Annotated in this window: 6 protein-coding genes and 2 rRNA genes; 2 read left to right on the top strand and 6 right to left on the bottom strand. The window is 69.6% G+C overall.

Annotated features, from left to right (window positions below; translation table 11 throughout):
- Positions 1–107: 107 nt before the first annotated feature.
- The 3 genes from RMN57_RS26000 to RMN57_RS25990 all read right to left on the bottom strand — a co-directional run bounded on the left by RMN57_RS26000 (position 108) and on the right by RMN57_RS25990 (position 8368).
- Entirely contained in the window at positions 108–2810 is a 2703-nt protein-coding gene (locus RMN57_RS26000) for a DNA translocase FtsK (protein ID WP_313765717.1), read from the bottom strand.
- A gap of 123 nt (positions 2811–2933) precedes the next feature.
- Positions 2934–3569, bottom strand: a complete 636-nt coding sequence (locus tag RMN57_RS25995; protein ID WP_313765716.1) for a response regulator — start codon at positions 3567–3569, stop codon at positions 2934–2936.
- Between the two features lie 293 nt (positions 3570–3862).
- Complete coding sequence (locus RMN57_RS25990) at positions 3863–8368, bottom strand: HAMP domain-containing protein (protein ID WP_380236666.1); 4506 nt, start codon at positions 8366–8368, stop codon at positions 3863–3865.
- A gap of 573 nt (positions 8369–8941) precedes the next feature.
- On the opposite strand from RMN57_RS25990, the gene RMN57_RS25985 reads away from it, so the two are divergent.
- Positions 8942–11503, top strand: coding sequence for a SpoIIE family protein phosphatase (locus RMN57_RS25985; protein WP_313765715.1), 2562 nt, complete (start codon positions 8942–8944; stop codon positions 11501–11503).
- A gap of 370 nt (positions 11504–11873) precedes the next feature.
- The gene (locus RMN57_RS25980) at positions 11874–12437 is read left to right on the top strand and encodes an acetate uptake transporter (protein ID WP_313765714.1); all 564 of its coding nucleotides are present in this window, start codon (positions 11874–11876) and stop codon (positions 12435–12437) included.
- A 97-nt stretch (positions 12438–12534) separates the two neighbouring features.
- On the opposite strand, the gene RMN57_RS25975 is transcribed toward RMN57_RS25980, so the two are convergent.
- The 3 genes from RMN57_RS25975 to RMN57_RS25965 form a co-directional block, all read right to left on the bottom strand.
- Positions 12535–13383 (bottom strand): phosphatase PAP2 family protein, encoded by an 849-nt coding sequence (locus RMN57_RS25975; protein ID WP_313765713.1) that lies wholly within the window; start codon positions 13381–13383, stop codon positions 12535–12537.
- Between the two features lie 96 nt (positions 13384–13479).
- Positions 13480–13596: ribosomal RNA gene (gene rrf, locus RMN57_RS25970) — 5S ribosomal RNA — on the bottom strand.
- Between the two features lie 80 nt (positions 13597–13676).
- Positions 13677–16795: ribosomal RNA gene (locus RMN57_RS25965) — 23S ribosomal RNA — on the bottom strand.
- Between the last annotated feature and the right edge of the window lie 22 nt (positions 16796–16817).

Here is a 16817-nt window from a genome sequence, read left to right as displayed (position 1 = left end):
TTACGGAACCGTTCCTTCCGCCCTGGGACGCGATGCCCCTCCGCTCGGTTCCGCACACCGTTCCCCCTCCTCCGTACGGGTGAAGACCGGCCCGGGGGCACGCCCCGTCAGCCGCGGATGCTCAGGATCACCCCGTCCAGCTCGTCCGGCTTCACCAGCACGTCGCGGGCCTTGGAGCCCTCGCTCGGACCGACGATCCCGCGCGACTCCATCAGGTCCATCAGCCGGCCCGCCTTGGCGAAGCCGACCCGCAGCTTGCGCTGGAGCATCGAGGTGGAGCCGAACTGGGTGGAGACCACCAGCTCGGCCGCCTGGATGAGCAGGTCCAGGTCGTCGCCGATCTCCTCGTCGATCTCCTTCTTCGGACCGCCGCCGACGGTCACGTCGTCCCGGTAGGCCGCCGACAGCTGGTCCTTGCAGTGCTGCACCACCGCGGCGATCTCCGCCTCGGTGACGAACGCGCCCTGCATCCGGATCGGCTTGCTCGCGCCCATCGGCAGGAACAGCGCGTCGCCCTTGCCGATCAGCTTCTCGGCGCCCGGCTGGTCCAGGATGACCCGCGAGTCGGCCATCGCCGAGGTCGCGAACGCCAGCCGGGACGGCACGTTGGCCTTGATCAGACCGGTCACCACGTCCACCGAGGGCCGCTGGGTCGCCAGCACCAGGTGGATGCCGGCGGCCCGGGCCAGCTGGGTGATCCGGACCACCGAGTCCTCGACGTCGCGCGGGGCGACCATCATCAGGTCGGCCAGCTCGTCGACGATGACCAGCAGGTACGGGTACGGCGCCAGCTCGCGCTCACTGCCGAGCGGCGGGGTGACCTTGCCGGCCCGCACCGCCGCGTTGAAGTCGTCCACGTGCCGGAAGCCGAACGCGGCGAGGTCGTCGTAGCGCAGGTCCATCTCGCGCACCACCCACTGGAGGGCCTCGGCGGCCTTCTTCGGGTTGGTGATGATCGGCGTGATCAGGTGCGGGATGCCCTCGTACGCGGTCAGCTCGACCCGCTTGGGGTCGACCAGCACCATCCGGACCTCGTCCGGGGTGGCCCGGGCCAGCACCGAGGTGATGAGGCAGTTGATGCAGGACGACTTGCCCGCGCCGGTCGCGCCCGCCACCAGGATGTGCGGCATCTTGGCGAGGTTGGCCATCACGGTGTGGCCCTCGACGTCCTTGCCCATCCCGACCACCATCGGGTGGGTGTCCTCGGCGGCCGTGCGGGAGCGCAGCAGGTCGCCCAGGTTGACCATCTCGCGGTCCCGGTTCGGGATCTCGATGCCGACCGCGGACTTGCCCGGGATCGGGCTGATGATCCGCACGTCGGGGCTGGCCACCGCGTACGCGATGTTCTTGGCGAGCGCGGTGATCCGCTCGACCTTGACCGCCGGGCCGAGCTCGACCTCGTACCGGGTGACCGTCGGGCCGCGGGTGAAGCCGGTGACCCGCGCGTCCACCTTGAACTCGGTGAAGGTGCCGGTGAGCTGGGCCACCACCTCGTCGTTGAGGGCGCTGCGGGCCTTGGCCGGCCCGCCGCGCTCCAGCAGGTCGAGCGGGGGGAGCCGGTAGGTGGTGTCGCCGGAGAGCTGGAGCTGCTCCATCCGCACCGGGGCCGGGCCGTGCTCCTCCGGCGCCCCCGGGCCCGCGCCGCTGCGGGCGGCCGGGACGGCGGGCTCCTCCGGCGGAGCCGTACGGTCCTGCACCTGGTGCATCATGTTCGCCACCGCCGAGGAGGCGGGCACGCCGTAGACCAGCGCGCCGTCCAGGTCGGCGGCGGCGCCGGCGGCGAGGTCGCGGGTGGCGTACGGGTCCTCGGTGTCGGGGGCGGGCGGCTCCTTGGTGAACATGTCGGGGGCGGCGGCGTCCGGCTCGTCCTCGGCCGACTGCTTGCGCCGGCGGCGGCGCCGGCGGGCGCCCACCTCGTCCTCCGGGGCGTCACCGGTGTCCACGGTGAACGGCAAGGCCGAGGGGTCGGCGTCCTCGGGCGGCTCGGTGGAGAGCTCGCGCTCCGGCGTACGCCCCCCGGCGGCCCGGTCCTGCGGGCCGGGCTCGACCACGCCGAGCCGGACCCCGACGGCGCGCAGCCGCTCGGGGATCCGGTTGACCGGGGTGGCGGTGGTGACCAGCAGGCCGAAGAAGGCCAGCAGCAGGAGCAGCGGCACCGCGAGCGGAGGCCCGGCGGCGGCCATCATCGGGGTCGAGACGGCCCAGCCGACGATGCCGCCGGCCGCCCTTATCCGGGTCGCGCCACTGCCCATCATGGGGGCGCCGCAGCCGATGTGGACCAGGCCGAGCACGCCGACCACCAGCGCGCTCAGGCCGATCATGATCCGCCCGTTGGCCTCCGGCAGCTCCGGGTGGCGCATCAGCCGGACCGCGATCGCCAGCAGCAGGAACGGCACCAGCACGTCCAGCCGGCCGAACAGGCCGGAGACCACGTTGGTGGCCGCCTCGCCGAGCCAGCCCTGCGGGCTGAACCAGGTGCCGGCGGCGGTGACCAGCGCCAGCGCGAACAGCAGCAGGCCGACGCCGTCCTTGCGGTGCGCCGGATCGAGGTTCTTGGCACCGTCGCCGAAGCCGCGGAAGACCGCGCCCAGGGCGTGTGCCAGGCCCAGCCAGACGGCCCGGACGGCGCGGAAGAGCAGCGGCTGCGGGGGCGGCGGCGGTGCGGCCTTGGCCGCGGCCTTCTTCGCCGGAGCGGCCTTCTTGGCGGCCGCCTTCTTCGCGGGCGGCTTGGCCGGAGCCTTCGCCGCGGCCTTCTTGGACGGTCCCGGGCTCGATGTGCTTGCCGCGCTTCCGGGCGAACGTGTGGCCATGGCTCAGCAGCCTACCGGGGTCGGCGGACTGAGCACATGTGACCGACCCCCGCTCGCCGGACGTGTCGCAGACACACCGTCACAGCGGTCGGAATCCACCCGAAGGTGTGAAAGGGGCTGCGCTCACTCGACGCCGGGACGGAGCGCGTCCAGCGCCCGGCGCAGGCCGCCCAGCTTCCGCTCCAGGTGCGCCGCGGTGGCGGACACCCCGCCGTCCTCGGTGCCGTCCAGCTGCTTGACCAGCGCCTCGGCCTGCTCCTCCACCGAGGCCAGCCGCGCCGACAGCTCGCCCAGCAGCGCGCCGCCGATGGCCGGCTGCCCGCCGCCCGCCTCCAGCTGCAGCCGCAGCAGCGCGGCCTGCTCCTTGAGCTGGCAGTTCTTCACGTAGAGGTCGACGAAGACCGAGACCTTGGCGCGCAGCACCCAGGGGTCGAACGGCTTGGAGATGTAGTCGACGGCACCGGCCGCGTAGCCGCGGAAGGTGTGGTGCGGCCCGTGGTTGATCGCGGTCAGGAAGATGATCGGGATGTCCCGGGTGCGCTCGCGCCGCTTGATGTGGGCGGCCGTCTCGAAGCCGTCCATGCCGGGCATCTGGACGTCCAGCAGGATCACCGCGAAGTCGTCGGTGAGCAGCGCCTTGAGCGCCTCCTCACCGGACGCGGCGCGCACCAGCGTCTGGTCCAGCGCGGAGAGGATCGCCTCCAGCGCCAGAAGGTTCTCCGGCCGGTCGTCGACCAGGAGGATCTTCGCCTTCTGCATTCCGACCCGCCCTCCTGTCGCCTGCCTGCCTGGGGAAGGCACCCGCGTACTGCCCACCACTACCCCGGTCATGCTAGCCGCACCCCCTCGCCCGGCACACCGCTCCGTCGCGACCCGGTTCGGAGCAGCACGCAGCCAGTGCTCCGGCGCACGCTCAGCAGTGCGTTGCCGACCGGTCACTGTTCGCAACGATCGGTGACCCTACCGGGTTCCCGGCCCTCCCCGCCAGCAAACCGGCCGCCGAGTGGCGCGAACCCCGGAGCGGGCCCCGGCGTTCGCGCCCCTGCGGGCGTTCAGGCCCGGCCGCCGTTCAGCCAGTCGTGCATCACGGACAGCAGGTGGTCGGTCTCGACCGGCTTGGTGATGTGGTCGGTGGCACCGGCCTCCAGCGACTTCTCCCGGTCGCCCTTCATCGCCTTGGCGGTCAGCGCGATGATCGGCAGACCAGCGAACTGGGGCATCCGGCGGATCGCCTCGGTGGTCGCGTAGCCGTCCATCTCCGGCATCATGATGTCCATCAGGACCAGCGCGACGTTCTCGTGCTGCTCCAGCATCTCGATGCCCTCGCGGCCGTTCTCGGCGTACAGCACGGTCAGGCCGTGCTGCTCCAGGACGCTGGTGAGCGCGAAGACGTTGCGGACGTCGTCGTCCACGATCAGCACCTGCTGGCCGTCGAAACGCGCGTCCACGCGGCCGGCCGGGCGGACCGCCGGCGCGGCGGCCGGGACGCGGACCTCGGCGGGGACGGCCGGCCCGGCGGCCCGGCGGCGCTCCACGGCACCCCGGCGGCGCTCCTCGGCGAGTTCGCGGACCTCCTGCGCCCAGTGGTCGGCCGGGTTCTCGCCGACCGGGACGGGCGTGCCGGCCGGGGTGACCGCGACCGAGGCGCGCACCGGCGCGGCGTTCGCCGCGGGCTGCGGCACGGCGTCCGGGGCCTGGGTGTGCAGCGGCAGGTACAGCGTGAACGTGGAGCCCCGGCCCAGCTCGCTCTCGGCGTGGATCTCACCGCCGAGCAGGCGGGCGATCTCCCGGCTGATCGACAGGCCGAGGCCGGTGCCGCCGTACTTGCGGCTGGTGGTGCCGTCGGCCTGCCGGAACGGCTCGAAGATCTCCCGCAGCTTGTTGCCGGGGATGCCGATGCCGGTGTCCGATACGGCGAAGGCGATCAGCGCGTCGTCCGGGCCCTGGATCGTGCCGGCCTCCAGCAGGCGCTCCCGGACGTGCTGCGGGACGTCCGGGCCGGCCGGCCTGATCGAGAAGTCGACCGCGCCGGCGTCGGTGAACTTCACCGCGTTGGAGATCAGGTTGCGCAGCACCTGCTGGAGCCGCTGCTCGTCGGTGTGCAGGGTGACCGGCAGGGCGGGCGAGACCCGGACGGCGAAGTCCAGGTTCTTGTCCAGCGCGACCGGCTGGAAGGTGGCCTCGACGTAGTCGACCAGCTGGACCAGGGCGATCCGGGCCGGGCGGACGTCCATCTTGCCGGCCTCGACCTTGGAGAGGTCCAGGATGTCGTTGATCAGCTGGAGCAGGTCGGAGCCGGCGCCGTGGATGGTGTCGGCGAACTCGACCTGCTTGGGCGAGAGGTTGCCCTCGTTGTTGTCCGAGAGCAGCTTGGCCAGGATCAGCAGCGAGTTGAGCGGGGTGCGCAGCTCGTGCGACATGTTGGCGAGGAACTCGCTCTTGTACCGGGACGCCAGTGCGAGCTGCTCGGCGCGCTCCTCCAGGACCTGCCGGGCCTCCTCGATCTCGCTGTTCTTGATCTCGATGTCGCGGTTCTGCTGGGCGAGTTGCGAGGCCTTCTCCTGCAACTCCTCGTTGGTCCGCTCCAGTTCCTCCTGGCGCGCCTCCAGCTCGGCCGACCGCATGGAGAGCTCCGCGGTCAGCCGCTGGGACTCCAGCAGCAGGCCCTCGGTCTTGGTGTTGACGCTGATGGTGTTCACGGTGACGCCGATCAGGTCGGCGATCTGGTTCAGGAAGTCCAGGGCCACGGTGGTGAAGGAGCTGAAGGTGGCCAGCTCGATCACGCCCAGCAGCCGGCCCTCGAACAGCACCGGCAGCACCACGATGTGGGCCGGCGAGGCCTCGCCCAGCCCGGACGCGATCTTGAGGTACCCGGGCGGGGCCTCCTTGAGGATGATCGCCCGCTTCTCCACGGCCGCCTGGCCGATCAGCGACTCGCCGGGCCGGAAGGTGGTCGGCATCGCCCGGCGCTGGTAGCCGTAGCTGCCGATCAGCCGCAGCACGGTGTCGTTCTCGTCGTCGTCCTCGGTGATCAGCTCCGCGGTCCGGCCGGCCGGCTGGGCCAGGAAGAACGCGCCGTGCTGGGCCGAGACCACCGGCGTCAGCTCGGTCATGATCAGCGAGGCGACCGCCTCCAGGTCACGGCGGCCCTGCAGCAGGCCGGAGATCCGGGCCAGGTTGGTCTTGAGCCAGTCCTGCTCCTGGTTGGTGCGGGTGGTCTCGCGCAGGTTGGCGATCATCTGGTTGATGTTGTCCTTGAGCTCGTCGAGCTCCCCGGCGGCGTCCACGTCGATCCGCAGCGACAGGTCGCCCCTGGTCACGGCCGTCGCGACCTGCGCGATCGCCCGGACCTGCCGGGTCAGGTTGTTGGCCAGCTCGTTCACCGACTCGGTGAGGTCCTGCCAGGTGCCGTCCACGCCCGGCACCCGGGCCTGGCCGCCGAGCCGCCCGTCGGTGCCCACCTCGCGGGCCACCCGGGTCACCTCGTCGGCGAACGAACCCAGCTGGTCGACCATCGTGTTGATGCTCGTCTTGAGCTGCAGGATCTCGCCCCGCGCGTCCACGTCGATCTTCTGCGAGAGGTCGCCGCGGGCCACCGCGGTGATCACCAGCGCGATGTTGCGGACCTGGCCGGTCAGGTTGTTGGCCATCAGGTTGACGTTGTCGGTCAGGTCCTTCCAGATGCCGGCCACGCCCGGCACGCTCGCCTGACCGCCCAGCGTGCCGTCGGTGCCCACCTCGCGGGCCACCCGGGTCACCTCCACCGCGAAGGCGGAGAGCTGGTCGACCATCGTGTTCAGGGTGCCGGCCAGCGCCGCGACCTCGCCCTGCGCCTCGATGTCGATCTTCTTGGAGAGGTCACCGCGGGCCACCGCGGTGGCGACCTCGGCGATGTTGCGGACCTGACTGGTCAGGTTGTTGGCCATCAGGTTGACGTTGTCGGTCAGGTCCTTCCAGATGCCCGACACCCCGCGCACCCGCGCCTGGCCGCCCAGGATGCCCTCGGTGCCCACCTCCCGGGCCACCCGGGTCACCTCGTCGGCGAACGCCGAGAGCTGGTCCACCATCGTGTTGACGGTGGTCACCAGCTCCAGGATCTCGCCCCGGGCGTCGACGGTGATCTTCTTCGACACGTCGCCGCGCGCCACCGCGGTGGTCACCTCGGCGATGTTGCGCACCTGGCTGGTCAGGTTGTTGGCCATCAGGTTGACGCTGTTGGTGAGGTCCTTCCACGTCCCGGACACCCCCGGCACGCTCGCCTGACCCCCGAGAATGCCCTCGGTGCCGACGTCCCGGGCCACCCGGGTCACCTCGTCCGCGAAGGCCCCGAGCTGGTCCACCATCGTGTTGATGGTGTTCTTCAGCTCCAGGATCTCGCCGCGCGCGTCCACCTGGATCTTCTGCGACAGGTCGCCCCGGGCGACCGCCGTCGTCACCTGGGCGATGTTGCGCACCTGGTCGGTGAGGTTGTTCGCCATGAAGTTGACGTTGTCGGTCAGGTCCCGCCAGACGCCGGCCGCACCCGGCACCTGCGCCTGACCGCCCAGCCGGCCCTCGGTACCGACCTGGCGCGCCACCCGGGTCACCTGCTCGGCGAAGCCCGACAGCTGGTCCACCATCGTGTTGATGGTGTTCTTCAGCTCCAGGATCTCGCCGCGCGCGTCCACCTCGATCTTCTGCGAGAGGTCCCCGCGCGCCACGGCGGTCGTCACCTGGGCGATGTTGCGGACCTGGCCGGTCAGGTTGTCGGCCATGAAGTTCACCGAGTCGGTCAGGTCCCGCCAGACCCCGGCGACGCCCGGCACCTGCGCCTGACCGCCCAGCCGGCCCTCCGTGCCCACGTCCAGGGCCACCCGGGTCACCTGCGCGGCGAAGCCGTTGAGCTGGTCCACCATCGTGTTGACGGTGTTCTTCAGCTCCAGCATCTCGCCGGCCACCTCGACCGTGACCTTGCGCGACAGATCGCCCTTGGCCACCGCGGTCGTCACCTGGGCGATGTTGCGCACCTGCGCGGTCAGCCGGCCGGCCATGGTGTTGACCGAGTCCGCGAGGTCCTTCCAACTGCCCGAGACGCTGCGCACCTTGGCCTGGCCGCCGAGCTTGCCCTCGGTACCGACCTCGCGGGCCACCCGGGTCACCTCGTCGGTGAACTCCGACAGCTGGTCCACCAGGCCGTTGACGGTCCGGCCGATCTTCAGGTACTCGCCGCGCAGCGGGTGGCTCACCCCGTTGCCGTGCAGCGAGCGCAGCTCCATCTTCTGGTCCAGGTCGCCCTCGGCGATCGACGCCAGCACCCGGCCGACATCGGCCATCGGCCGGGCCAGGTCGTCGATCAGCGCGTTGCAGTTGTCGACCGCCGCCATCCACGCGCCCTCGCCGGCGCCGGTCTCCAGCCGCTCGTTCAACCGGCCCTCGCGGCCCACCGCCCGGCGCACCCGGGCCAGTTCACCAGTCAGGTGCTGGTTGCGCTCGGCGACCTCGTTGAACACCGCGGCGATCTCGGCCAGCGGCCCGTCGCCCGGCACCGTCAACCGGCGCCGGAAGTTGCCGTCCCGCATCGCCGTGAGCGCCGCCAGCAGCTTGCGCAGCTCGGCGGGCTCGGCTCCCCGGCTGTGGTTGGCCCGCCGGCCGGCCGCGCTCCGCGGCGCGGCCCCGGACCGCCCGCCACGCTGAGCGGGCGGCGTCGTACCGGTTGCGTCCTTGGTGGCCGAACTCAACGGGCCCCTCCCAGATCGTGAACTGCCCGGCGTCCGACCCGCGGCCCGCCTGGGCCCGGAACCGGACACCGGCCCGGCGCATCTGCGCCCCGGCGGCCACGCGGCCGACCGGGACCCGCATCGACCGTACTGCTCCGGACGGCCGTCGCGGACCCCCCAGTCTGGCAGCACCTGCGCCGGGTATACGGCCGGTTGCGCTCGGTTGGTACCGCCCCGACCGAAACAGGTGGGCAGAATCACCCTCAGGTGCCTGTTTCGACGCCCCGCCCCCGCGGGGAACCAACCGGAAAGTAGGGTGGAGCGCTGCACCGGGCCACGACCCGACCCAGCGCCGCCGCTCACCCCGCCGGCGCGTCCGGGGAGTCGGCGCCGCGACCCGGGCAGCCAGGGCCAGAGCAGAGGAGAAGTGGCAACGTGGTCACCGCGCGCGCAGCCGCCACCTTCGAACCCGTCGGTCGGTCCGCCGGCGCCGCACGGGCGTTCGTCCGGGACGCGCTGCTCGGCTGGGGCCTGCCCGAGGTGGTCGACGACGCCGTGGTCCTGGTCAGCGAACTGGTCACCAACGCCGTCGTGCACGCCGGCACCGCCGCCGAGGTCTGCTGCCTTCGCGAGACGGAGACCGTCCGGATCGAGGTCACCGACCACCACCCCGAACGCGGCCTGCCCGCCTACGCCGACGTCCCCGTCACCGCCTCCGACCGCTACGCCGACCCCGACGGCGAGGGCGGCCGCGGCCTGCTGATGTGCTCCGCCCTGGCCGAACGCTGGGGCGTCGAGTACGCCGCGGGCAGCAAGACCGTCTGGTTCCGCCTCCCCCTGCCGGCCCACGTCGCCGGCACCCGGTACGCCGTGCCCGCCACGCCCGGCAGCGAACTGCCCAGCAGCACCGGCCCGCTGCACGTCGCCGTGGTCCAACTCGACGACGACGGCCGCGTCGTCGCCTGGAACCCCGACGCCGAGGCGCTCTTCCGGCACCCCGCCGACACCGTCCTCGGCCGCCCCTGGGCCGACCTCGCCGTCTGGCCCCAGGGCCCCGGCACCGGCCTCGGCCTGGCCGCCACCCTCCGGCTGGCCCGCTGGGAGGGCAGCTTCGGCCTGCGCCGCGCCGACGGCGGCACCGTCGAGGTCTACGGCGTACAGGTCCGCGTCCGCGACACCGAGGGCATCCCCTCCACGCTCTGTCTGCTCGTCCTCGAACCCGACCGCGCGGTGCTGCGCTCCCCCGCCCGCGCCCTGCCCGGCGACAAGGCCGAACCGGGCGGCGCGCGGCTCGACCTGCTCGCCGGCTCGGTCGGCACCGACGACCTCGACACCCTGCTCCAGCGCACCGTCGAACGCGCCCGCGACCTGCTCGACGCCGACGCCGCGTACGTGCTGCTCACCACCGAGGACGAGACCGAGTTCGAGGTCCGCGCCGCCACCGGCCTCACCACCGGGCACCGCCGCCACGCCCGCTTCCCGGTCGAGACCGGCAACCGCTACGACTCCGCCCGGATGCCGTCCGTCCACGAGGACCTCAGCACCCGCCCCACCGGCCTCGCCCTCCTCACCGACAGCGGACTGCGCTCCCTGCTCACCGTGCCGCTCAAGGTCGAGGGCCGGCTGATCGGCTCGCTCGGCATCGCCGCCGCCGCACCCGGCCGCTACGACAACGAGGACGCGCTGCGGCTGCAGTTCGCCGCCGACCGGGTCGCCCTCGCCATCGAGAGCACCCGGCTCACCGAGCTCGAACGGCTCCGCCGCGGCTCGCTCTCCTTCCTCGTCGAGGCCTCCGACCTGCTGGCCGGCACCCTGCAGCACGAGCAGACGCTCGCCCTGATGGCGCAGATGGCCGTCCCCACCCTGGCGTCCTGGTGCGCCGTCTACACCAACGGCGACCACGGCGCCCCGGCTTCGCTCGCCTTCGTCCTGCACGAGGACGAGGACCGGATCGACCCGCTGCGCGCCCTGCTCGACAAGACCGCGGTCCCCGAGTCCGGCCCCACCCACGGCGTCCGCTTCTGGACCGCCCCGACCGACACCGCGCGCGCCGGCGGACTCGCCGACAGCCCCGAACTCGGCGGCCTGCTGGGCGAGACGGTGGTCCTGCCGCTCACCGCCCGCAACCGCGTCATCGGCCTGCTCGCACTCGGCGCCCCGGCCGGCATCCGGTTCCGCCAGGAGATCCTGGAGCTGGCCGAGGACCTCTCCCGCCGCGCCGCCCTCGCGCTCGACAACTCCCGCCTCTACTCCGAGCGCACCGCCACCAGCCAGGCCCTGCAGCGCAGTCTGCTCCCGCCGGACCTGCCCGAGATCCCGGGCGTCGAGGTGGACGTCTACTACCAGGCCGCCGGCGAGGGCAACGAGGTCGGCGGCGACTTCTACGACCTCTTCACCATTCGCGAGGGCACCTACGGCTTCGCCATCGGCGACGTCTGCGGCACCGGCCCCGAGGCGGCCTCCGTGACCGGCCTCGCCCGCCACTCGCTGCGCCTGCTCGCCCGCGAGGGCCTGGACGCGCCGCAGGTCCTCAGCCGGCTCAACGCGGCCATCCTGGACGAGGGTTCGCGCAGCCGCTTCCTCACCCTGCTCTACGGTGAACTGACGCCGCAGCCGGACGGCAGCACCGAGCTCTCGCTGGTCTGCGCCGGCCACCCGCTGCCGCTGCGGCTGCGCACCGACGGCCAGGTCGACCGGGCCGCCACACCGCAGCCGCTGCTCGGCGTCATGGACGAACTCGACCTCACCGCCGAGCGGTTGGTGCTCGCCCCCGGCGAGGTCCTGCTCTGCGTCACCGACGGCGTCACCGAACGCCGGGAGGGGCGGCGGATGCTGGGCGACGACGGCCTCGCGGAGGTGCTCACCGGCTGCACCGGGCTGACCGCCGGGGCGGTGGCCCTGCGGGTACAGCGGGCGGTCGAGCGGTTCGCCCCGGAGCCGCCCTCCGACGACATGGCGATCCTCACCCTGCGGGTGCCCACCCAGCGCACCGGCTGAGGGCTCGGGCCCCGGGGCCGCCCCGCGGGCTCATCCTGGGCTCTCCGCGGCCCGGCCCGGGGCTCTCCGTGCCCGGCCCGGCCCCCTTGGTGTGACGCCGATGAGCGATCGTGAGCGTTCCACAGCTGACGACGTCACAAATTGTGCGATTCACAAGGGTACAAGCTTGTCCGGCCGGGTACACCGATCTCACCGGGGAATCCCCCGGCGGGGACACGACCAGCGGATCTCCGCTGAGCCGTCATTCTGACCGCAGCCGTCGCACGCTCCAGCCGTGCGCCCTCGGCGCGGTCGCGCGCATCCACCTCATCGAACATCACCCATGTGGTCGATCGCGCCCTGCGCGCGCCCAGAGTGAAAGGAGCCTCCGGTGAGCAACGACGCTACCGGGGCACAGAACGCCCGCTCCACCGGAGCCGACGCGGGTAACCTCGGCTACCTCGCCCTCGGCCTGACTCTCCTCGCCTACGGTCTTCTCTCCACCGGCCTCCTCGGCGGCACCGGGGTAGGGGACTCGGCACACCTCGCCCACCTCGTCGGCGGTCTCACCCTGTTCATCGCCGGTGTCTGGCAGCTCCGCGGCGGCGAGGGCTTCACCGGGACGGCCTTCACCAGCCTCGGGGCCTTCTGGGCCACCTGGTCCGCAGCCGGCGGGGCCGGCAAGAACGCCGCCGGGCTCTTCCTGCTCCTGTGGGCCCTGCTCGCCCTCACCCTCACCGCCGCCAGCTGGAACGCGGGCCTGTTCAGCCGCGCCGTCTACGGGCTGCTGACCGTCTCCCTGGTGCTCTCCGCCTTCGCCACCTTCAACACCTCCGGCGGTCTCGCCAAGTTCGCCGGCTGGGTCGCCGCGGCCTCCGGGCTCGTCGCCTGGTACTGGGCCACCGCGTCGCTGACCAACAGCGCGTGGGGCCGGGCCGTCCTGCCGGTCAAGTAGCCGCAGAAACGCCGTGGGCCGGTCCTCCCCGCTCGGGGAGGACCGGCCCACCGGTGTCTGTGCCTCCGTGGCCTCCGCGGCCGCGGTGGCGGCCTCCTCAGCCGCGGGTGTCGGCCCGCTCAGCCGTCGGTGCACCGGCCGGCGAGGCCCCGGCCCGAGCCGCCGCCCGGCGGGCCTGCCGACGGGCGAAGCCCGCCTGAGCCGCGTAGGCGAGCAGGAGGATGGCGACGGCGACCAGGCCGTCCGCCCAGAAGTGGTTGGCCGTGACGACCACGACCGCGACCGTCAGGACCGGATGCAGCACCATCAGCCAGCGCAGTGGACTCGGGGACACCTTGATCACCGCGACGGCCGCGAGCACGCACCAGGCCACGTGGACGGAGGGCATCGCCGACAGCTGCGCGGGCACCACCCCGCCGACCGCACCGCCGTACACCGACTGCCCGTACTCCGCCGCCACGTCGACGAACCCGTCCTGCGGCAGCATCCGGGGCGGCGCCACCGGGATGAACTGCACCAGGAGGCAGACCGCCGTCGTGATCACCACGGTGGTCCGCACCCACGCGTACCGCGCCCGGTGCCGGAGGTACACCCACGCCAGCACGGCCAGCATGACCGTGAAGTGCATGGCGGCGTAGTAGTAGTTCGCCGCCCGCACCAGGACCGGGTACGGCGTCACGGCGGCCTGCCAGGCCGCCTCGTCCGGCAAGCCGACCACCAGCTCCGCCCGGTGGATCCAGCTCGCCCGGTCCAGCGCGTGCTCGGTGCTCATCAGCGAGAGCTTCCCCACCAGCTGCCAGAGCGCGAACAGCGCCAGCAGCGTGCCGGCCTCCCGCAGCAGCGCCGGGAGCGGACCGCGCCGCCACCTCGACGCCGCGTAGGAGCCCCCGTAGAGCGCGGCCGCGGCGCCCCCGGCGGACTGCCAGGTAAGGGTCAGGTTCTGCAACGGTGCGCGCCTCTCCGCCGAGCCGAGGTGTGGTGGCAGAGACGTTAACGCAAAATGGCCCCCTCCAACATTGGAGGGGGCCATTTCGGAATGATTGTTCGGCGGCGTCCTACTCTCCCACAGGGTCCCCCCTGCAGTACCATCGGCGCTGTGAGGCTTAGCTTCCGGGTTCGGAATGTAACCGGGCGTTTCCCTCACGCTATGACCACCGAAACACTATGAAACTATCTGCCGCCCACCCGCAGAGCGGTGGGGGTCGTTGTTTCAGAACAACACAGTGGACGCGAGCAACTGAGGACAAGCCCTCGGCCTATTAGTACCGGTCAACTCCACCCCTCACAGGGCTTCCATATCCGGCCTATCAACCCAGTCGTCTACTGGGAGCCTTACCCTCTCAAGGAGGTGGGAGTGCTCATCTCGAAGCAGGCTTCCCGCTTAGATGCTTTCAGCGGTTATCCCTCCCGAACGTAGCCAACCAGCCATGCCCTTGGCAGAACAACTGGCACACCAGAGGTTCGTCCGTCCCGGTCCTCTCGTACTAGGGACAGCCCTTCTCAACACTCCTACGCGCACAGCGGATAGGGACCGAACTGTCTCACGACGTTCTAAACCCAGCTCGCGTACCGCTTTAATGGGCGAACAGCCCAACCCTTGGGACCTACTCCAGCCCCAGGATGCGACGAGCCGACATCGAGGTGCCAAACCATCCCGTCGATATGGACTCTTGGGGAAGATCAGCCTGTTATCCCCGGGGTACCTTTTATCCGTTGAGCGACGGCGCTTCCACAAGCCACCGCCGGATCACTAGTCCCTACTTTCGTACCTGCTCGACCCGTCAGTCTCACAGTCAAGCTCCCTTGTGCACTTACACTCAACACCTGATTGCCAACCAGGCTGAGGGAACCTTTGGGCGCCTCCGTTACCCTTTAGGAGGCAACCGCCCCAGTTAAACTACCCACCAGACACTGTCCCTGATCCGGATCACGGACCCAGGTTAGACATCCAGCACGACCAGAGTGGTATTTCAACGACGACTCCACAACAACTGGCGTTGCTGCTTCAAAGTCTCCCACCTATCCTACACAAGCCGAACCGAACACCAATATCAAGCTATAGTAAAGGTCCCGGGGTCTTTCCGTCCTGCTGCGCGAAACGAGCATCTTTACTCGTAATGCAATTTCACCGGGCCTATGGTTGAGACAGTCGAGAAGTCGTTACGCCATTCGTGCAGGTCGGAACTTACCCGACAAGGAATTTCGCTACCTTAGGATGGTTATAGTTACCACCGCCGTTTACTGGCGCTTAAGTTCTCAGCTTCGCCCCACCGAAATGGAGCTAACCGGTCCCCTTAACGTTCCAGCACCGGGCAGGCGTCAGTCCGTATACATCGCCTTACGGCTTCGCACGGACCTGTGTTTTTAGTAAACAGTCGCTTCTCGCTGGTCTCTGCGGCCACCCCCAGCTCGGAGTGCAAGACTCGTCACCAGGAATGGCCCCCTTCTCCCGAAGTTACGGGGGCATTTTGCCGAGTTCCTTAACCATAGTTCACCCGAACGCCTCGGTATTCTCTACCTGACCACCTGAGTCGGTTTGGGGTACGGGCCGCCATGAAACTCGCTAGAGGCTTTTCTCGACAGCATAGGATCATCCACTTCACCACAATCGGCTCGGCATCAGGTCTCAGGCTACGTGTTGTGCGGATTTGCCTACACAACGCCCTACACCCTTACCCCGGGACAACCACCGCCCGGGCTGGACTACCTTCCTGCGTCACCCCATCGCTCACCTACTACCCCGTTGGGTCACCGGCTCCACCACGTCCCATTGTCCGAAGACTCCGGGCCGGCTTCACGGGCTTAGCATCAAGAGGTTCAGCGTTGGCGCTTCAAAGCGGGTACGGGAATATCAACCCGTTGTCCATCGACTACGCCTGTCGGCCTCGCCTTAGGTCCCGACTTACCCTGGGCAGATCAGCTTGACCCAGGAACCCTTGGTCAATCGGCGCAAGAGTTTCCCACTCTTGTATCGCTACTCATGCCTGCATTCTCACTCGTATACCGTCCACGACTGGTTTCCACCGCCGCTTCACCCGGCACACGACGCTCCCCTACCCATCACAGCAGGCGTTGGCCCTTCATGCTGCAATGACACGACTTCGGTGGTGTGCTTGAGCCCCGCTACATTGTCGGCGCGGAATCACTTGACCAGTGAGCTATTACGCACTCTTTCAAGGGTGGCTGCTTCTAAGCCAACCTCCTGGTTGTCTCTGCGACTCCACATCCTTTCCCACTTAGCACACGCTTAGGGACCTTAGTCGGTGTTCTGGGCTGTTTCCCTCTCGACCATGGAGCTTATCCCCCACAGTCTCACTGCCACGCTCTCACTTACCGGCATTCGGAGTTTGGCTAAGGTCAGTAACCCGGTGAGGCCCATCGCCTATCCAGTGCTCTACCTCCGGCAAGAAACACGTGACGCTGCACCTAAATGCATTTCGGGGAGAACCAGCTATCACGGAGTTTGATTGGCCTTTCACCCCTAACCACAGGTCATCCCCCAGGTTTTCAACCCTGGTGGGTTCGGTCCTCCACACGGTCTTACCCGCGCTTCAACCTGCCCATGGCTAGATCACTCCGCTTCGGGTCTTGGGCATGCAACTCAAACGCCCTATTCGGACTCGCTTTCGCTACGGCTACCCCACACGGGTTAACCTCGCTACACACCGCAAACTCGCAGGCTCATTCTTCAAAAGGCACGCAGTCACGGCCAGCAGGCAAGCCCACTGACGACGCTCCCACGGCTTGTAGGCACACGGTTTCAGGTACTATTTCACTCCGCTCCCGCGGTACTTTTCACCATTCCCTCACGGTACTATCCGCTATCGGTCACCAGGGAATATTTAGGCTTAGCGGGTGGTCCCGCCAGATTCACACGGGATTTCTCGGGCCCCGTGCTACTTGGGAGATGAGCAAGCAAGCCGTACAGATTTCGCCTACGGGGTCTTACCCTCTACGCCGGACCTTTCGCATGTCCTTCGACTATCCATACGGTTTCTGACTCGCCCAGCCGCCGGCAGACGACTGAAGCTCATTCCCACAACCCCCAAGCGGCAACCCCTGCCGGGTCTCACACCACTTGGGTTTAGCCTCATCCGGTTTCGCTCGCCACTACTCCCGGAATCACGGTTGTTTTCTCTTCCTGCGGGTACTGAGATGTTTCACTTCCCCGCGTTCCCTCCACACTGCCTATGTGTTCAGCAGCGGGTGACAGCCCATGACGACTGCCGGGTTTCCCCATTCGGACACCCCCGGATCAAAGCTCGGTTGACAGCTCCCCGGGGCCTATCGTGGCCTCCCACGTCCTTCATCGGTTCCTGGTGCCAAGGCATCCACCGTGCGCCCTTAAAAACTTGGCCACAGATGCTCGCGTCCACTGTG

Origin of the sequence: Kitasatospora sp. CM 4170, assembly GCF_032110285.1 — a bacterium.
GTDB lineage: Bacteria > Actinomycetota > Actinomycetes > Streptomycetales > Streptomycetaceae > Kitasatospora > Kitasatospora aburaviensis.
This window is presented reverse-complemented; position numbering and strand designations above follow the sequence as displayed.